16 protein-coding genes and 1 pseudogene are annotated in these 17,648 nt (G+C 63.3%); 7 read left to right on the forward strand and 10 right to left on the reverse strand.

Translation table 11 applies throughout. From position 1 onward, the window contains the following. Window positions 1-128: 128 nt before the first annotated feature. From ACK59Z_RS09685 to ACK59Z_RS09710, 6 genes are read right to left on the reverse strand one after another with little or no spacing between them, the layout of a single operon-like run. The gene (locus tag ACK59Z_RS09685; RefSeq protein WP_108191173.1) at window positions 129-1,868 is read right to left on the reverse strand and encodes an ABC transporter substrate-binding protein; all 1,740 of its coding nucleotides are present in this window, start codon (window positions 1,866-1,868) and stop codon (window positions 129-131) included. A gap of 39 nt (window positions 1,869-1,907) precedes the next feature. Further along, on the reverse strand, window positions 1,908-2,180 hold the full coding sequence (locus ACK59Z_RS09690; RefSeq protein ID WP_003250230.1) for a DUF2160 domain-containing protein: 273 nt from the start codon (window positions 2,178-2,180) through the stop codon (window positions 1,908-1,910). A gap of 12 nt (window positions 2,181-2,192) precedes the next feature. After that, window positions 2,193-2,993, reverse strand: a complete 801-nt coding sequence (locus ACK59Z_RS09695) for a carbohydrate ABC transporter permease (protein WP_003250228.1) — start codon at window positions 2,991-2,993, stop codon at window positions 2,193-2,195. 3 nt (window positions 2,994-2,996) lie between these two features. Then, a complete protein-coding gene (locus tag ACK59Z_RS09700; protein ID WP_003250226.1) occupies window positions 2,997-3,863 on the reverse strand; it encodes a carbohydrate ABC transporter permease in 867 nt (288 codons plus the stop codon). Beyond that, entirely contained in the window at window positions 3,860-4,957 is a 1,098-nt protein-coding gene (locus ACK59Z_RS09705; protein ID WP_108191175.1) for an ABC transporter ATP-binding protein, read from the reverse strand. Before ACK59Z_RS09705 ends, ACK59Z_RS09700 begins: the two co-directional genes overlap by 4 nt. Beyond that, window positions 4,957-6,051 (reverse strand): ABC transporter ATP-binding protein, encoded by a 1,095-nt coding sequence (locus tag ACK59Z_RS09710; RefSeq protein WP_003250223.1) that lies wholly within the window; start codon window positions 6,049-6,051, stop codon window positions 4,957-4,959. The genes ACK59Z_RS09705 and ACK59Z_RS09710 overlap by 1 nt, the downstream gene beginning before the upstream one ends. Before the next feature lie 223 nt (window positions 6,052-6,274). Between ACK59Z_RS09710 and ACK59Z_RS09715 the strand changes: the two genes are divergently transcribed. Next, window positions 6,275-8,023, forward strand: coding sequence for a sigma-54-dependent Fis family transcriptional regulator (locus ACK59Z_RS09715; RefSeq protein ID WP_108191176.1), 1,749 nt, complete (start codon window positions 6,275-6,277; stop codon window positions 8,021-8,023). Between the two features lie 106 nt (window positions 8,024-8,129). On the opposite strand, the gene ACK59Z_RS09720 is transcribed toward ACK59Z_RS09715, so the two are convergent. The 3 genes and pseudogenes from ACK59Z_RS09720 to ACK59Z_RS09730 form a co-directional block, all read right to left on the reverse strand. Next, window positions 8,130-9,818 carry a bifunctional diguanylate cyclase/phosphodiesterase gene (locus ACK59Z_RS09720; protein ID WP_108191177.1) on the reverse strand — a complete coding sequence of 563 codons (1,689 nt, stop codon included), beginning with the start codon at window positions 9,816-9,818 and terminating at the stop codon, window positions 8,130-8,132. A gap of 13 nt (window positions 9,819-9,831) precedes the next feature. Next, entirely contained in the window at window positions 9,832-10,707 is an 876-nt protein-coding gene (locus ACK59Z_RS09725) for a methyl-accepting chemotaxis protein (RefSeq protein ID WP_370588368.1), read from the reverse strand. A gap of 360 nt (window positions 10,708-11,067) precedes the next feature. Beyond that, a pseudogene (locus ACK59Z_RS09730) lies at window positions 11,068-11,397 on the reverse strand (PAS domain-containing protein); the annotation flags it as partial. Between the two features lie 266 nt (window positions 11,398-11,663). Here ACK59Z_RS09730 and ACK59Z_RS09735 point away from each other — a divergent pair. The 5 genes from ACK59Z_RS09735 (at window position 11,664) to ACK59Z_RS09755 (ending at window position 16,149) form a co-directional block, all read left to right on the forward strand. Continuing rightward, entirely contained in the window at window positions 11,664-11,978 is a 315-nt protein-coding gene (locus tag ACK59Z_RS09735; RefSeq protein ID WP_003250216.1) for a helix-turn-helix domain-containing protein, read from the forward strand. Between the two features lie 227 nt (window positions 11,979-12,205). After that, window positions 12,206-13,516 carry a C4-dicarboxylate transporter DctA gene (locus tag ACK59Z_RS09740; protein ID WP_012053078.1) on the forward strand — a complete coding sequence of 437 codons (1,311 nt, stop codon included), beginning with the start codon at window positions 12,206-12,208 and terminating at the stop codon, window positions 13,514-13,516. Between the two features lie 44 nt (window positions 13,517-13,560). Further along, entirely contained in the window at window positions 13,561-14,259 is a 699-nt protein-coding gene (locus tag ACK59Z_RS09745; RefSeq protein WP_003250211.1) for a FadR/GntR family transcriptional regulator, read from the forward strand. Window positions 14,260-14,275: 16 nt separating this feature from the next. Beyond that, window positions 14,276-14,944, forward strand: coding sequence for a GntR family transcriptional regulator (locus ACK59Z_RS09750; RefSeq protein WP_003250210.1), 669 nt, complete (start codon window positions 14,276-14,278; stop codon window positions 14,942-14,944). Between the two features lie 152 nt (window positions 14,945-15,096). Next, a complete protein-coding gene (locus ACK59Z_RS09755; RefSeq protein WP_033726807.1) occupies window positions 15,097-16,149 on the forward strand; it encodes a hypothetical protein in 1,053 nt (350 codons plus the stop codon). Window positions 16,150-16,188: 39 nt separating this feature from the next. On the opposite strand, the gene ACK59Z_RS09760 is transcribed toward ACK59Z_RS09755, so the two are convergent. Beyond that, on the reverse strand, window positions 16,189-16,617 hold the full coding sequence (locus ACK59Z_RS09760; RefSeq protein WP_003250207.1) for a PACE efflux transporter: 429 nt from the start codon (window positions 16,615-16,617) through the stop codon (window positions 16,189-16,191). Between the two features lie 102 nt (window positions 16,618-16,719). On the opposite strand from ACK59Z_RS09760, the gene ACK59Z_RS09765 reads away from it, so the two are divergent. Next, window positions 16,720-17,598 (forward strand): LysR family transcriptional regulator, encoded by an 879-nt coding sequence (locus tag ACK59Z_RS09765; protein ID WP_108191179.1) that lies wholly within the window; start codon window positions 16,720-16,722, stop codon window positions 17,596-17,598. The last annotated feature ends 50 nt before the right edge of the window (window positions 17,599-17,648 follow it).

The following is a 17,648-nucleotide window of genomic DNA, read 5'->3' on the forward strand; positions in this document are numbered from 1 at the left end:
GAAAACGGCACCTTTTTCAGGTGCCGTTTTTTTTGCCCGTGACAAATGACCTCTTCGCGGACGAGCCTGCTCTTGCAAGCGGTTGTCCGCCCCCAGGGGGCGGGGAAGCCACCACGGTGTTCAGCCGATCACTTCCTGGCCGCCGCCCAAGACTTCAGCAGTTCGTTGTAGCTGACGGTCTCGCCCATGGGCTTTTCGTTGGCCAGCTTGGCTTTCGGCGCACCCGGCTGGTCGAACCAGTACTGGGCGTCCTTCTCCGGATTCAGCTTGGGTGCACACGTCGCCTGGGCATTGGAGCGTTGCAGGCGCTCCATCATGCGGTCCTGGTCGCGGGCCAGCCCATCCAGGGCTTCCTGCGGGGTCTTTTCGCCACTGGCGACTTCGGCGATATGGCTCCACCACAATTGCGCCAACCGCGGGTAGTCCGGCACGTTGGTGCCGGTCGGCGTCCACTGCACCCGCGCAGGGCTGCGATAGAACTCCACCAGCCCACCGAGCTTGGGCGCCAACTCGGTCATGGCCTGGGAGTTGATGTCCGACTCACGAATCGGCGTCAGGCCGACGATGGTCTTTTTCAGCGATACGGTCTTTGAGGTGACGAACTGGGCGTACAGCCACGCCGCCAAGCGTTGCTTCTCGGGGGTGGACTTGAAGAAGGTCCACGAGCCGGTGTCCTGGTAGCCGAGTTTCATACCCTCTTCCCAGTATGGCCCCTTCGGTGAAGGCGCCATGCGCCACTTCGGCGTGCCGTCGGCATTCACAACCGGCAAGCCGGGCTTCGTCATGTCGGCGGTGAACGCGGTGTACCAGAATATCTGCTGGGCAATGTTGCCTTGCGCCGGCACAGGGCCGGCTTCGGAGAATGTCATGCCCTGCGCTTCCTTGGGCGCGTAGGCACGCATCCAGTCCACGTACTTCTGCGTGGCATAGACGGCGGCCGGCCCATTGGTATCGCCGCCGCGGGTCACACTGGAACCCACCGGATGGCAGTCCTCCACGCGAATGCCCCATTCATCGACCGGCAAACCATTGGGCAGGCCTTTGTCGCCGCCGCCGGCCATCGAGAACCAGGCATCGGTGAAGCGCCAGCCCAGTGACGGGTCTTTCTTTCCGTAGTCCATGTGCCCGTAGACACGCTTGCCGTCGATCTCCTTGACGTCTTCGGTGAAGAACTTGGCAATGTCCTCGTACGCCGACCAGTTCACTGGCACTCCCAGTTCATAGCCGTACTTCTCTTTGAACCTGGCCTTCAACTCAGGCCGTTCGAACCAGTCGGCGCGGAACCAGTACAGGTTGGCGAACTGCTGGTCGGGCAGTTGGTAGACCTTGCCATCGGGCGCGGTGGTGAAGGAAATACCGATGAAGTCCTTCAGGTCGAGGGTCGGCGAGGTGTAGGCTTTGCCCTCGTTGGCCATCAGGTCGGTGATCGATTCCACTTTGCCGTAGCGAAAGTGCGTACCGATCAGGTCGGAGTCGTTGACCCAGCCGTCATAAATGTTCTTGTCCGACTGCATCTGCGTCTGCAGTTTTTCCACCACATCGCCTTCCTGCAGCAGGTCGTGGGTCAACTGGATGCCGGTGATCTCACTGAAAGCCTTGGCCAGCACCTTGGACTCGTATTCATGGGTGGTGATGGTTTCCGACACAACGTTGATCTTCATCCCGCGAAACGGCTCGGCTGCCTTGATGAACCACTGCAATTCGGCCAACTGCTGTTCGGGGGTAAGGGTCGAAGGCTTGAACTCGCTGCCGATCCATTTCTTTGCCGCCTCTTCGTACTGGTCGGCCCAGGCTGTGCCTTGCACGCTGGCCAGTACCAGCAACGCGGCCAGGGTCAAATGTCGCCTGTTGTGTTTGTTGTCGAACATTGTGATCTCCCGTTTCAGTTATCCCACAGGGCCGCTCGCTCAGCCCCAGCGCAACACCACCGCCAGCCACGCCAGCGACAGCAGCGAGGCCACCCACAATGGCCAGTCGCTGACACCGACCACCAGCAGGTGCAGGTAGGCGCTGGCCAGCAGGCCGATGAACAAACGGTCACCACGGCTGGTGACCAGCGGCAAAAAGCCCCGTCGTTCTACGCAGGGGCGACGCAGTTCAAGCAGGGTCATGCCCAGCAGCAACAGGCCCACAGCGGCGAAGAACAGCGCTGTCGGCAGGGTCCAGGCCATCCACTCCATGCGTTGCCCTCCTCATACCCGGCCCAGGGCGAAGCCCTTGGCCACATGATTGCGCACGAACCAGATCACCAGCATGCCCGGCAAGATGGTCAGCACCCCCGCCGCCGCCAGCACACCCCAGTCGATGCCCGATGCCGACACCGTGCGGGTCATCACCGCGGCAATCGGCTTGGCATTCACCGAGGTCAGGGTGCGCGCCAGCAGCAGTTCGACCCAGGAGAACATGAAACAGAAAAACGCCGTGACGCCGATGCCGGAGCCAATCAGCGGTATGAAGATCTTCACGAAGAAGCGCGGAAAACTGTAGCCGTCGATGTAGGCGGTTTCGTCGATTTCCCTTGGCACGCCCGACATGAAACCCTCCAGGATCCACACCGCCAGCGGTACGTTGAACAGGCAATGGGCCAGCGCCACGGCAATGTGGGTATCGAACAGCCCGATCGACGAGTACAACTGGAAGAACGGCAGCAGGAACACCGCCGGTGGCGCCATGCGGTTGGTCAGCAGCCAGAAGAACAGGTGGCGGTCGCCGAGAAAGCGGTAGCGCGAGAACGCATAGGCCGCGGGCAACGCCACGAGCAGTGAAATCAGCGTGTTCAGGCACACGTAGTACAGCGAGTTGATGTAGCCGCTGTACCAGCTGGCGTCGGTGAAGATCACTCGGTAGTTGTCGAGCGTGAACGCCTGCGGCCACAGGGTCAGGCCGCCAAGGATCTCGGCGTTGCTCTTGAACGACATGTTCAGCAACCAGTAGATCGGCACCAGCAGGAAGAAGAAGTACAGCAGCAGGGCCATTGATTTGCGTGTGCTCATGGCCTAGTCCTTGTCGGCATGGGTCATGGCTGTGTAGAACAGCCACGACACCAGCAGGATGATCAGGAAGTACACCAGTGAAAACGCTGCCGCCGGCCCCAGGTCGAACTGCCCTACGGCCATACGCGTGAGGGTCTGGCTGAGGAACGTGGTCGCATTGCCTGGCCCGCCGCCGGTCAGCACGAACGGCTCGGTGTAGATCATGAAACTGTCCATGAAGCGCAGCATCAACGCGATCACCAGCACGTTCTTGAGCTTGGGCAGCTGGATATGGCGAAACACCGCCCAGCCCGAGGCCCGATCGATGCGCGCGGCCTGGTAGTACACGTCGGGGATCGCACGCAGCCCCGAATAGCACAGCAAAGCCACCAACGAAGTCCAGTGCCACACATCCATCACCAGCACGGTGAGCCAGGCGTCGAACGGGTCACCGGCGTAGTTGTAGCTGACCCCGAGCTTGGCCAGGGAAGCGCCGAGCAGGCCGATGTCGGCACGGCCGAAAATCTGCCAGATAGTGCCGACCACGTTCCACGGGATCAGCAACGGGATAGCCATGACGATCAGGCACACCGAGGCCATACGGCCTTTGGTTGGCATGGCCAGGGCGATGCCTATACCCAACGGAATTTCGATCAGCAGGACGCAGGCCGAGTAAATGAACTGGCGCAGCAATGCATCGTGCAGCGCCGGGTCGCGCAGTACCTGGCGGTACCAGTCGGCACCGACGAAGTAGCGGCTGGACTGGTCGAAGATGTCCTGCACCGAGTAGTTGACCACCGTCATCATCGGCACCACCGCGCTGAACGCGACCAGCAGGAACACCGGCAGCACCAGCCACCAGGCCTTGTTGTTCGGCACCTTGTTGTTCATGGCCCGGCCTCCAGCAGCACATCGTCGACATACAGCATCAGCCACTGCGCCGGCAGGCTGACCCAGGCCTTGTCCACAGGCAACGGGCGGTCCTCGCCCAGCCTCGCCTTGAGCGCGACACCGCCCAGTTCGAGGGTGACGATGCGATAGGTACCCAGGTCTTCGACGTCCAGCACCCGTGCCGGGTAGGCACCCTCGAACGGGCTGTCCCACAGCTGCACGAACTCCGGGCGAATGCCCAGCTGCAGCCGCCCGCCCGCCAATGCAGCCAGGCGCTCGCACACGCCATCGGGCAGTACCAACTGGACATCGCCGAACACCACCGCGCCCGCCTCGGCACGCACGTCAATCAAGTTCATGCCCGGGCTACCGATGAAATAACCGACGAACGTATGCCGCGGTCGCTCGAACAGCTCGCGCGGCGTGCCGAACTGGACGATGCGTCCGCCGTGCATCACCGCGATCTTGTCGGCGAAGGTGGAGGCCTCCAACTGGTCGTGGGTGACGTAGATCATGGTGATGTTGAACTGCTCATGGATCTGCTTCAGCTTGCGCCGCAGCTTCCACTTCAGATGCGGGTCGATCACCGTCAGCGGCTCGTCGAACAGGATCGCCGACACGTCATCGCGCACCAGGCCACGCCCCATGGAGACTTTCTGCTTTTCATCGGCGGTGAGGTTGCGTGCTTTCTTGCGCAACACGGCAGTCAGCTCGAGCACTTCGGCAATTTCTTCCACCCGGGCACGCACCCGGGCTTCATCGAGCCCCTGGTTGCGCAAGGGGAAGGCCAGGTTGTCGAACACCGTCATGGTGTCGTACACCACCGGGAACTGGAACACCTGGGCGATATTTCGCGCCTGCGGGGACAGCTGGTTGACCGGCTTGCCGTCGAACAGCACCTCGCCATGAGACGGCGTCAGCAGCCCGGAAATGAGATTGAGCAAGGTCGACTTGCCGCAGCCCGACGGCCCGAGCAACGCATAGGCACCGCCCTGTTCCCACACATGTTCGAGTGCGTGCAGGGCATAGTCTGCCTCGCTGGCGGGCTGGCGGCTGTAACTGTGCGCCAGCTGGCGCAGGCGGATTTCGGCCATCACCCTCTCCTCGCCTGGCGCAGCCCCGGGGCCTGCACCAACACCCCGGCGCTGTCGAAAACGAACAGCTTGTGCGTGGGGATGAACACGCGTATCGGCGTGTCCACCTGGTATTCGTGCACCCCGGGAAGGTGCAGCACCATGCGCCAGTATTCGTTGCGCACATGCAGAAATGTTTCTGACCCACTGATCTCGGCCAACTCCACCAGCACCGCCAGCTCCAGGTCATCGTCATGGGCCGGCACCAGCGCGATATGGCTGGGGCGCACGCCGAAGCGGTAGTCACCTTCGGCCAGCGGCTCCAGGTCGGCATTGCGGGCAAAGTGCACGGTCTGGGCCAGGCTCACCTCGTTACCCGTGATACGGCCAGACACCAGGTTGATCGGCGGCTCGGAAAACAGCTCGGCAGCCAGCACGCTGCTGGGGCGCTGATAGACCTCGGCGGTGGGCCCGCTCTGCACGATACGGCCTTCGTGCACAAGCGTGGTGGTGCCGCCCAGTGCCAGCGCCTCGTTGGGCTCGGTGGTGGCGTACACAGCAATGCAATGGCGCGCCGCGAACAGCTCGCGCAGCTCCTGGCGCAGGCCTTCGCGCAACTTGTAGTCGAGGTTGACCAATGGCTCGTCGAAGAGGATCAACGAGGCATCCTTGACCAGTGCCCTGGCCATCGCCGTGCGTTGCTGCTGGCCACCGGAGAGCTCCAGTGGCAGGCGTTGCAGGTAGGTTTCGATGCGCAGCATCTCGGCAGTTTCCTGCACCCGCCGTCGGATCTGGTCCTCGGCCATGCGCGCCTGGCGCAGCGGCGAGGCGATGTTTTCGTACACGCTCAAGGTCGGGTAATTGATGAATTGCTGATACACCATCGACACATTGCGCTGACGCACCGGCACACCGGTGACGTCCTGGCCATCCATCAGCACCCGCCCCCGGTCCGGACGGTCCAGCCCGGCCATCAGGCGCATCAGGCTGGTCTTGCCGGCCAGGGTGCGACCCAGCAGCACATTGAACGAACCGGGCTCGAAACGCAGTGACGCCTCGACGATCCACGGCTGGTTGTCGACGCTACGGCTGACCTGCTCCAGCACCAGGGACATGGCGTGGCCTTTTTGTGATTGTTGTCTGCCGGCTACAGCCAGTTCCGTGCCAGTCCTTCCCCGGTGCTCTGGCCCGGGGCCTGGGTGGCAGCGCTGGCAAATAGCGGGCGCGCACGTGAACACAATCACTGCACAACTGGACACTGGCCAGTTTGACAATGAACAGCCGTGGACAACACTGAACGGCGGTCGACCCATGACAACAATCACACAGGACAGGCCCATGGCCGCATCCGCTTCGACCCACACCCGCCTGATCCAGGCTTCCTGGGACCGCTGCCGCGACCACGGCCTGCAGCCGCAGCATGCGCCGGACTTTGACTGCCTGTCCCGCGCCGAGCTCAGCGCCCTGCTGGAGCGGCGCCAAAACCTGCTACGCCTGACCCGCGAGGAAGTGCTACCGCACTATGCGCACCTCTTGGCTAACGCCAGCTACCTGGTGATGCTGGCCGATGCCAGCGGCTGCCTGCTCGACAGCTGGGGCTCGCGGCGTTTCATCGAACCGCACCAGCACCATGGTTTCAGCGCCGGCGCCCATTGGCACGAACGTGGCGTCGGCACCAATGCCCTGGGCACCACATTGATTTGCGCCGAAGCGATTCACGTCGGCCAGGACGAACACTTCCTGCGCCAGAACCGCTACATGTCCAGCGCCGCCGCCCCCCTGTTCGACGCCGCACGGCAGCTGGTCGGGGTGCTCGACGTAGCCAGCGACGGCTACCTGCCGGCCAGCCAGACGCTTGGGCTGGTGCGCATGATGGGCCAGAGCCTGGAAAACCGCCTGATCCTCGCCGAACATGCTGACCAGCATGCGCAACTGATCTTCAACAGCGCCTCCGACAACCTCGACAGCCCTTGGGCCGGCCTGCTGGTGTTCGATGAACGCGGGCAGGTGTTGGCTGCCAATCACCGGGCCGATAGCCTGCTCGGCGTAAACCCGCTGCAGCAAAACATCGAGCAACTGTTCCAGTTACCCCTGCAACAGCTGCTCAGCCATCCCCGACAGAAGCCCTTCGCTCTGCAGGCCACCGGGCGCAACCGCTTTCACTGCCAGTGGCACCCCCCACGCGAAACCATTCGACGCCCCGAAGCCGGCAACGCCGAGCCGCGCCTGGAAAAAGCCTTGAAACAAGCCGGCCTGCTATTGGAGAAGGACATACCTGTGTTGGTGGAGGGCGAAACAGGCGTAGGCAAAGAAGTGTTCGTCGACACCCTGCACCGGGCCAGCAGCCGCGCCAGGCAGCCGCTGGTCGCCGTAAACTGTGCGGCGATCCCGGCCGAACTGGTGGAGTCGGAACTGTTCGGCTATGACAAAGGCGCGTTCACCGGCGCCCACCACAAGGGCAACCCGGGGCTGGTCCGCAAGGCCGACCACGGCATCCTGTTTCTGGATGAGATTGGCGACATGCCACTGCCCACCCAGGCCCGCCTGCTGCGCGTACTGCAGTCGCGCAGCATCCAGCCGCTGGGCAGTGGCGAACCGGTGCCGGTGGATATCCGCGTGGTGTCGGCGAGCAATCGCAACCTGGCCGAAGAAGTGCGCGCCGGGCGCTTTCGCCAGGACCTGTACTACCGCATCGCCGGCCTGACACTGGTGCTGCCTCCCCTGCGCGAACGCGCTGACCGGCGCCAGCTGATTGAGCAGGTGCATGCCCGCTACCGCGAGCCCGGGCAACCTGCGCGGCTGCCCCCGGCCATAATCGACCTGTTCGATCAACACCCCTGGCCGGGCAACCTGCGCGAACTGGTGAGTGTGCTACAGGTCGCGTTGGCCCTGGCGGCCAACGGACCGGTCGGCGTCGAGCACCTTCCAGCGGGTTTTCTGGCCGAGTCGAAAACACCGGTGCCGATAGCGACTGAAGAGACGGACCTGCAGAGCCTGGTCGAGCAAGCCAATGGCAACCTGTCGGCGGTAGCCCGCCGACTGGGTATCAGCCGCACCACACTGTACAAGCGGTTGCGTGAGCGATGAATCGATTGGCCCTGAAGCGCGCCGCACAGCAGGTTTTCGAAGCCACCCCTGATCGACAGCAGGTGGCGCCCCCGTGCAGCTCAAGACCACGGCCCGCTAATGGCCTTCAAGGGTCACGCCACTGCACTGGCTGCCGGTAGGCCTGTGCCCAGGCTTGCACGTCACTGGCGGGCATCGGCCGGGCGATGCAGTAACCCTGCGCCAGCTCGCAGCCCAGGCCCATCAGTACCCGACCGTGCTCGACACTCTCCAGCCCCTCGGCAATCACCTCGCGGCCAAACGCCCGCGCCAGGCCGATCACCGCCTCCGTCAGCGCCAGGTCGTCCTGGTCATGAAGGATGTCACGCACGAACGACTGGTCGATCTTGATCGTCTGGGTCGGCAAGCGTTTCAGGTAGCTCAAGGACGAATAACCGGTGCCGAAATCGTCCAGCGAGAAACGCACACCCAGCGCACGGCAGGCATCCAGGCAGCGGCTGACATGCTGCAGGTTGTCGATGGCCACCGACTCGACGATTTCCAGGTCCAGCAGCGCCGGGTCCACCGCCGGGTACGCTGCCAGCAACTGCTGCAGGCGCTCGGCAAAGTCATTGCGCTGCAAATGCCGCGCGGCAATATTCACGCTCAGCGACCAGGGCTGCCCTTGGCGCTGCCAGTCCTGCAACTGGCTCAACGCCTGCCCGATCACCCACTCGCCGATTTCGACGATCAGGTCGGTCTGCTCTACCCATGGCAGGAAATCGCCAGGCGGCACCACACCACGGCCTGGCCGCTGCCAGCGCAATAAGGCCTCGAAGCCCAGTACCTTGCCACTGCGCAGGTTGACCTTGGGCTGGTAGTAAAGACACAGCTCACCGTTGCGCAGCGCCCGGCGCACGCGCGCCACGGTCTGGTGGGTGGCCTTGAGCTCCTGTTCCTGCGACACGTCGAACAGATGGTAACGGTTGCGCCCGCGCTGCTTGGCCACATACATGGCCTGGTCGGCGTGGCGCACCAGCGTGTCGGCATCTTCGTCATCCTGCGGGTACAGGGTCACGCCGATACTGGCGCTGAGCGACAGCGTATGTTCACGCACCACACAGGGCGCCGCCAAGGCACGCAACACCCGCTGCAGGGCTGCATGCAGCTGGTGTTCATCATCAACATCGCGCAGGATCAGCACGAATTCGTCGCCCGACAGCCGCGCCACGGCATCCCCACCACGCAGGATACTCTTCAGGCGCTGCGCCACTTCCACCAGCAGCAGGTCACCCACGGCATGCCCGTAGCCGTCGTTGACCGCCTTGAAACCATCCAGGTCGAGCATGCACACCGCCAGCGAGATGCCTTCGCGGCGCGAGTAGGCCAGGGCCTGGTTCAGCAGGTCGGACAGGTAGGCGCGGTTGGGCAGGCCGGTGAGCACATCGTGACCCACCCGCCACTGCAAGGTATGCAGCAGCTGGCGCTTCTCCGTGACGTCAAAGCGGATCGACACATACTTGCGCACCTGGCCTGTCAGCGGATCGACCAGTGGCACCATGGTGCTGTCGACCCAGTACAACGAACCGTCCTTGGACCGGTTGCAGATTTCGCCCTTCCACACCCGCCCGGCGACCAAAGCCCGCCACATGCCGACAAAGAACGACGGTTCATGCAGCCCGGAATTGAGGATGCGGTGGTTGGCCCCCAACAGTTCTTCACGGCTGTAGCCCGAGATGCTGCAGAACTGCTGATTGACGTAGGTGATGTTCCCACGCAGGTCGGTTTCCGAAAAGATTGCGGCCGCGTCCACGGCCGCGCGATAGTTATCATCCATAAAGCATCCTGCCTTAGCGGTTGAAGCGCTCCACCAGGGCGCGCAATCCGGCGCACACATGTTCCAGTTCGGTACCGCGCGAGGCGGCGGCGTTGGCGCTGTGGGCGCTGTGCTGGGCAATACCGGCTACGCCGTTGATCTGCCGCGAAACATCTTCTGCCACCGCCGACTGCTGCTGCGAGGCGGTGGCCATCTGCTGGCTCATGTCGCTGATGCGCTGTACCGCGTCACGAATGCCATGCAGCGCCTGTCGGGCTTCCTGCACCTGGGCAACGCCTTGCTCGGCACCGTCGATGCCTCGGCTGGCGATCGCCACGGCTTCCTCGGCGCCACTGCGCAGGGCATCGATGATGGCCTGGATGTGCAGGGTGGACTGGCGGGTCTTGTCGGCCAATGCCCGGACCTCGTCGGCGACCACGGCAAAGCCCCGGCCCTGCTCGCCCGCACGGGCAGCCTCGATGGCGGCGTTGAGGGCCAGCAGGTTGGTTTGCTCGGCAATGCCGCGGATCATCCCGGCTGCCTCGGCGATGGCGCCGGTCTGACCCGCCAGGTGGCTGACCGCCTGGTTGATCTGCGTCACAGTGCTGGCCAGGTTACGAATGGCCGTGCCGCTGGCATCGGCCACCTGGCTACCTTGCTCGGCCAGCAGGTGCGCCGTGTGTGCCTCGGCGGCGGTCAACTGCACGTGGTTGGCGACTTCGCCAATGGAGGCGGCCATCTGGTTCATTGCAGTGGCGCTCAGGTCGGTTTCGGCACGCTGCTCCAGCAATGCCGCCTCGGTGCTGCGCGACAACTGCCCGGCATCGCGAGCGGCCACGGCCATTTGCCCCGCCAGATCGCTTAGCCGCGTCAATGCGGTTTTCAGGCGTGCCTCTTCGCTGATCAGCATCAGTTGCAACTGCCCGGCAGCACCCGACAGGTCGCTGTAGGTCAAGGCTGCAACCGGGTCGGCGAAGGCACCTTCGGCACCCTGCACAATCTGCTGCAGCTGCCGCCCGAGGGCATTGCGCGCCCATAGACCGCAGGCCACGAACAGCCCCACGGTCAGCCCCTGCCCCACCAGGCCAGGCCACAACTGACTGGCACCCACCGCCAGCAGCCCACCGGCCAGTGGCAAGGCCAGGGCCTGCGTCAGCAAGCTCAGACGGCGCGGCGCCGACAATGCCGCCTGACCGTTGCGCAGCCGCGCATAGAGGGCTTCGGCACGGGCTACTTGCTCGCGCGTGGGGCATACGCGCACCGACTCGTAACCCACTACCCGCCCACCTTCGAGGATGGGCGTGACGTAGGCATTGACCCAGTAGTAGTCGCCGTTACGGCAGCGGTTCTTGACGATACCCATCCAGCTCTTGCCGGCTTTCAGGTAGCGCCACATCAACTCGTACACCGCCGGCGGCATGTCCGGGTGGCGCACCAGGTTGTGCGGGCTGCCGATCAGTTCGGCCTCGCTGTAGCCACTGATGGCGGCAAACTCAGGGTTGCAGTAGGTGATCAGGCTGGCGGTATCGGTAGCAGAAATCAGCCGCTGATCGGGGGGGAAACGTTGCTCGACCGGGGTTACCGGCAGGTTGAGGCGCACGATGAGACTCCATTCGATGACAAGCCGGTACCCAGTACATCGACGGCCATCGGAACCGATTCATGAGGATCCGTTCCAATGGGCAAAAGCGCTTCCTGCCGTTACGGCACGAGGCCGAACGGTACAAGGAAGGTGACGATGACTGACCGGTCAAGCCAAGAATTCTACGAAATTCATCACATAAATAAAACAAAGGTGATCGATCATGGCGTTGCGCCACATTGATAGATATCGTTAAGTTCTTGATTCTAAATGGGAATTAAGCGATGACGAGATCAGCTTTGGGTATCGCCCTGCGCCGCTACCGCAAGCTGGCGGGCCTGACCCAGGCACAACTGGCTGAACGAACCGGCTTCGACCCCAAGACCATCAGCCGTTTCGAAACCAGCACCTACACCCCCAGCATCGATGCAATCATGGCGTTTGCCCAGGTGCTGGGCGTCAAGCCCAAGGACTTCTTCGCTGAACCGGACGACGAAGAGGAGCAGCGCGCCTACCTGTTCGGTGTCATCCACAACGCCCCACCCAAAGATCTTGGCAAGCTGATTGCAGCGGTGGATCAGGCACTGGCCAAGCCCTGAGCTATTTCAAGCGCCCCCTTTTACGGCACGCACCGAACTAGAGCATGGCAGGCTGGATTGCCCCACAACTGGTCAGACCGGTAAGGCCAAAAAACCTTGCAATCAGGTATTTTTCGCGCTTTTATGGCCTCGCGCTGAACAAACCGGTAAGACCACAATAATTAAGTCCTGCGCTCTTTCGCCCCGTGCGGCTACCGAAGCAAGGACACCGATCAGAGACTCCTCCCATGCTCAAATGGTGCTCGCGTTCGATTTTCCTGCAAGTCGTACTCGGCCTTGCCCTCGGCATCGCCTGCGGTCTGAGCTTCCCCGACCTCTCCCTGCAACTCAAACCCCTCGGCGACGGCTTCATCAAGCTGATCAAGATGCTCATCGGCCTGATCGTGTTCTGCGTGGTGGTCAGCGGCATTTCGGGTGCGGGCGACCTGAAAAAGGTCGGCCGCATCGGCCTGAAGTCGGTGATCTACTTCGAAGTGCTGACGACCCTGGCGCTGGTGATCGGCCTGGTGTTCGCCTTCACCAGTGGCATTGGCAGCGGTGCCAATATTCACCTGGATCAACTGTCCGCCGCCGATGCCAACGGCTTGGCCGAGCGCGGCCAGCACATCCATGGCGCCACGGCGTTCTTCATGGACCTGATCCCCACCTCGGTGATCGGTGCCTTCGCCGACAACAACATTCTTCAGGTGCTGCTGTTCTCGGTGCTGTTCGGCAGCGCGCTGAACCTGGTGGGTGACTCGGCCGCCGGCATTTCGCGACTGATCAACGAACTGAGCCATGTGATCTTCCGCATCATGGGCATGATCGTGCGCCTGGCGCCGATCGGCGTGTTCGGCGCCATTGCCTTCACCACCAGCAAGTACGGCCTGGCGTCGCTGCAGCACCTGGGCGGGCTGGTGGCGCTGTTCTACCTGACCTGTGCCGGCTTCGTGCTGATCGTGCTGGGCACCGTCATGCGCCTGTCGGGCCTGAAACTGCTGCCGTTGATCAAGTACCTGCGTGAAGAGCTGACCATCGTCCTGGGCACCGCCTCTTCCGACGCCGTGCTGCCACAGATCATGCGCAAGCTTGAGCACCTGGGCATCGGCAGTTCGACGGTCGGCCTGGTGATCCCTACCGGCTACTCGTTCAACCTCGATGGTTTTTCCATCTACCTCACCCTGGCGATCGTGTTCATCGCCAACGCCACCGGCACGCCACTGGAAATGACCGACCTGCTGACCATCCTGCTGGTGTCGTTGGTGACTTCCAAGGGGGCTCACGGCATCCCAGGCTCGGCACTGGTGATTCTTGCCGCCACCCTGACTGCGGTACCGGCGATCCCTGTGGTAGGCCTGGTACTGGTGCTGGCGGTGGACTGGTTCATGGGTATCGGCCGGGCGTTGACCAACCTGATCGGCAACTGCGTGGCCACCGTGGCCATTGCCCGTTGGGAGAAGGACATTGACCTGGAGCGTGCGCAGAACGTGCTCGACGGCAAGCCTGGCTTTGCCCCCACGCCACGCAAGCAACCCAACGCCCATCAACAGGAATTCTGAGCGAACGTGGCCGGCATTGATGCCGGCCCTTCCAGGAGCGAAACGTGATCAGCTCATCAACCGTCGTCAACTCAGTGGTGGAAAAACTCCGCCAGGCCCTGGCCCGCGGCCAATGGCGCACCGGCGACATGCTGCCAGGTCAGCGCGAACTGGCCGAACAACTGGGCATCAGCCGCCCCAGCCTACGCGAAGCGGTAACCGTGCTGGAAACACTGGGCCTGGTGCGCTCGTTACCCGGCAAGGGCGTATTGGTGCTGGATGCCGATGCCCAGGCGTCGGGCGTGGAAACCAGCGCAGCGGCCAGCCTGGCCGACGTGCTGGAACTGCGCTACACACTCGAACCGTTCATCGTCGGCCTGGTGGCGCAGTCGGCCAACAGCCAGGACATCGGCCAGTTGCGCCTGACCCTGATGGACATGCGCGAAGCGCTGGAGGCCGATGACAGCGAGGCCGGGGTCAAAGCCTACATTGCCTTCCATGAGGCGCTGTTCGCCCTGACCACCAACCCGATTTTCCAGAGCGTGGTGCAGCAGACCGGCAATGCCCTGAAGCAAAGCGCCGACATGCTGCGCAACTCGCCAGAGCACCTGGCCGCGCGGCTGAAGGAAAACGAAGCGGTGGTGCGCGCCATTCGCGAACGCAGCAGCGCCCAGGCCAGTGCCCAGATGCGTCAGCACATCGTGGCCGAAGGGCTGCGCATGGGCATCGCGCTGAATATCCCGGACGAACATCCACATCCATGACCTCAGGAGAGTGCCCATGAACGCCGCCCCCCACTTGCCTGCCCTGCTCGCGGCCGGCGAAACCCGCCTGTCGGCCGAGCAGATTTATCCGCGGCTGTTCGACGCCATTCTCGAACAGCGCCTGCCGCCGGGCAGTCTGTTGCCCGAACAGGCGCTGGGCCATGCCTTTGGTGTCAGCCGCACGGTGATCCGCCGCGTGCTGGGGCGCCTGTCCGACCAGCAGGTGGTGGTACAGCGCCCCAGCCACACCGCACATCTGGCTGCACCCGACCCAGACCAGGCACGTCAGGTGCTCAGTGCCCGTCGCCTGGCGGAAACCACGCTGATCACCCTGGCCGCGCAACGCGCCCGGCCGGCGCAGGTACGCCAGCTACGGCAACTGGTGGAGCGCGAGCGCCAGCACCATGAGCGTGGCGAACGCTGCGCAGCGATCCGCCTGGGCGGCGAGTTCCACCTGAAACTGGCGCAGGTGGCGGCCAATGCACCACTGGCGCGATTTCTCAATGGGCTGGTGCCGATGACCTCGCTGATCATCGCTCGCTACGAAACGCCGTGCTGCGATCACTGCGCGTGGGAAGAGCATGCGGCAATCATCGATGCCGTGGAGCAAGGTGATGCCGAAGCGGCGCTGGGGTTGATGCACAGGCACCTTGACCGTCTGGAAGAAAAGCTCGACCTGGAATAACCCGACCAAACGGACGCGATCGCTCCCACGCAGGCCGCGCTCACGCAACCACCTGCATCAGAGCGGATGCGGGCGATGGGCTGCACAGCAGCCCCAATAACCCCACCCTATACTTCGAGAACCACCCCAGCCTCTACCAGGGAGGCGGTCGCGTGAGTTCTCGAGTCCTCCTGTTGCTCTGCCTTCTGCTGGCCCTCGGCGGTTGTACCAGCAAGCGCCCCCCTGCCCCGCCGCCACCCACAATACTCACTCCCGCGGCCTGGCAACGCATCGACCAGGAACTGATAGAAGCCTCGGCCGGTGCCGCCGGCTCGGCCAACGACTATGCCCGGCGCTCCATGCGGGTGTGGAAGGAGCAGGTGCAGCAACGCACCGAAAGCGACTTCATCCCCTGGTTCACGGGTTACTGGACCCAGCAGTGGCTGACCCTCAAGGTGGCCTGGTACAAGCTCGACAGTGGCGAGGGTCGGGAACCGGCAGAAAAACGCCTGGCCCTGTACCTGCAGGAGCAGTATCACGCGCGGGTGATCGAGCCGGTAGCCGAGCAGATCAACCCCGAGGGCATCCGCGACCGCGCCTGCGAACTGTACCTGCAACTGCTCGGCCAGCAACTGCCGGCCATCATCAGCCGTTACAACGCGCCGCCCGAGCAGTTCAGCCAGCGTCTCAACCGTATCCCCGCCATCGCCCTGGGGCCACCGGATGCGCGCAATGCCAGCCTGTATCAGCTGCTGCGGGCCAAGTCACTGGACCAGCAACCGGCCTGGCAAGCCATGCGCCAGCACTTGCATCAGCAGGCCAGCAAAGGCCCTGGCAGGACCGATGTCGGGCTCAACTCGGTGGCCACCCAGGCCAGCGAAAAGCTTGGCGCCACCCTGGCACCGCGCGGTATCGCCAGTGCCGTGGCATCGGCAGTGGGCAAGGTGGCAGGGGCGATGATTTCGATTGCTGCAGCCGGTTACGGGATGATGACCCATGACCGTGATCACCCGCAGATGGTCGAACAGCTGCGGGTGATCCTGAACGTGGCGTTGAACCAGGAATGGCAGGAGTTGATGGAGAACCGCCAGAGCGGGGCCATGGCGGGGGTCTATTACCTGTCGGGGCAGGTTGAGGACAGCTTGCTGGCCAGTGCGCCGCGGCCGGTGGAGCAGCAGGTCGAGCAGCAGCAGCAGGCGCCTTTGATCATTCGCCTGCCACCTTAGAGGCGGCCTGTGCCGGCTCCTTCGCAGCGCAAGGCTGTATCAAGCTGTGGCCAGGGCAGCGCTTGGCAAGCCAAACACACGATCAAACGCCCAGTTGTAGGCAAAGGTGTAGCACGGCACCAGGATGATGAACGCCATATCCACCAGCAGCGCCTCCAGCAATGTCATGTCCAGCCACCAGGCAATCAGCGGAATCAAGTAAACCACCAGGGTCAACTGGAAGCCGATGGCATGCACCACCCGCCGCGCCACGCTGCGCCCACGCTTGGCCTGGCGGCTCTCCCAGTACTCGAACAGGGTGTTGTAGATCAGGTTCCAGAGCATGGCGATGGTGGTGATCATCACCGCCAGCGGCCCGGTATGCGACGCCTGCGTATCTGACAGGTAGGCCAGCCCGAGGGTCGACATGCACAGCCCGATCAGTTCATAGAAAGTCACGTAGACCAGCTTGCGTTTCAATCCCTGCACCCAGGTTACCTCCAAAGACAAAAAGCGACGGGGGCGATCATGCTTCAACGCACTTGACAGCAAAAGTCAGCAGCTGTCAGATCAATTGACAGGAGGCCTGTCATGAACTTTTCCAGCGACAACATCCAGCTGTTTCTGGCCGTGCTCGACCACGGTTCGTTTTCTTCCGCTGCACGTGCCCTCAAGCGCGTGCCTTCAGCCGTGAGCATGGCCATTGGCAACCTTGAAGCAGAACTTGGCTACAGCCTGTTCGAACGTGGCCCGCGTGAAGTTCGGCCAACCGCACAGGCCTTGGCCCTGGAGCCACACGCCAGGCTGATTGCCGAACAACTGGGACTGCTGCAGGTTCATGCCCTGGAGTTGTCCCAAGGGCTGGAGAGCAGCCTGACCCTGGCGGTGGTACCCGACATCGATCACCGCCCGCTGCTGGCGGCCATCGCCAACCTCGGTGAGCGCCACCCCTTGCTGGACATTGCCCTGCTCAGCGCCCCGCAGGAAGAAGCCCTGCACTTGCTGGACAGCGGTCGTGCCGACCTCTGCATAGCCTTTGCCGGCCTGCAGGTCGATGCCCGTCGCGGCTTCCAGCACATCGGCATGGAGTCGCTGGTAGCCACCCTGTCGCCGGCCCACCCGGCCTTGCGTGAGGGGCGTATCCACTACCTCGAGGACCTGACCCAGGTGCGTCAGATTCTGGTACGCAGCCGCGATCTGCCTCTGGCTGACCCTCGCCCGCTGATCGGCGCCACACACTGGTCCACCGACAGCTTCGACCTGGCGCTGCAGATGGTTGAAGCTGGCTTGGGCTGGGGTGATCTGCCGTTGTCGCGGGTCGCGCCGCTGCTGGCCAGCGGGCGTCTGGTGCGCCTGGAGTTCCGCAATACACACAACGCGTTGCAACTGCCCGTGCATATCCTGTGGCGCAAACAACAGCCGCTGCAGCAAGCCGCACGCCTGCTGATCGAGCAGTTGGCTGACCCGTGACTGCCGTCCGTCGAAACGCCTGTAAGAAATTTCTCTAAGCACTTCAATCT

The sequence above is a fragment of the Pseudomonas sp. KCJK9058 genome, assembly GCF_046230975.1.
GTDB classification, from domain to species: Bacteria; Pseudomonadota; Gammaproteobacteria; order Pseudomonadales; family Pseudomonadaceae; genus Aquipseudomonas; species Aquipseudomonas alloputida.

Coding starts and splice junctions, on each gene's coding strand:
- ACK59Z_RS09685 (WP_108191173.1), bottom strand. CDS start 1,868: ATGTTCGACAACAAACACAACAGGCGACATTTGACCCTGGCCGCGTTG.
- ACK59Z_RS09690 (WP_003250230.1), bottom strand. CDS start 2,180: ATGGAGTGGATGGCCTGGACCCTGCCGACAGCGCTGTTCTTCGCCGCT.
- ACK59Z_RS09695 (WP_003250228.1), bottom strand. CDS start 2,993: ATGAGCACACGCAAATCAATGGCCCTGCTGCTGTACTTCTTCTTCCTG.
- ACK59Z_RS09700 (WP_003250226.1), bottom strand. CDS start 3,863: ATGAACAACAAGGTGCCGAACAACAAGGCCTGGTGGCTGGTGCTGCCG.
- ACK59Z_RS09705 (WP_108191175.1), bottom strand. CDS start 4,957: ATGGCCGAAATCCGCCTGCGCCAGCTGGCGCACAGTTACAGCCGCCAG.
- ACK59Z_RS09710 (WP_003250223.1), bottom strand. CDS start 6,051: ATGTCCCTGGTGCTGGAGCAGGTCAGCCGTAGCGTCGACAACCAGCCG.
- ACK59Z_RS09715 (WP_108191176.1), top strand. CDS start 6,275: ATGGCCGCATCCGCTTCGACCCACACCCGCCTGATCCAGGCTTCCTGG.
- ACK59Z_RS09720 (WP_108191177.1), bottom strand. CDS start 9,818: ATGGATGATAACTATCGCGCGGCCGTGGACGCGGCCGCAATCTTTTCG.
- ACK59Z_RS09725 (WP_370588368.1), bottom strand. CDS start 10,707: ATGCTGATCAGCGAAGAGGCACGCCTGAAAACCGCATTGACGCGGCTA.
- ACK59Z_RS09735 (WP_003250216.1), top strand. CDS start 11,664: ATGACGAGATCAGCTTTGGGTATCGCCCTGCGCCGCTACCGCAAGCTG.
- ACK59Z_RS09740 (WP_012053078.1), top strand. CDS start 12,206: ATGCTCAAATGGTGCTCGCGTTCGATTTTCCTGCAAGTCGTACTCGGC.
- ACK59Z_RS09750 (WP_003250210.1), top strand. CDS start 14,276: ATGAACGCCGCCCCCCACTTGCCTGCCCTGCTCGCGGCCGGCGAAACC.
- ACK59Z_RS09765 (WP_108191179.1), top strand. CDS start 16,720: ATGAACTTTTCCAGCGACAACATCCAGCTGTTTCTGGCCGTGCTCGAC.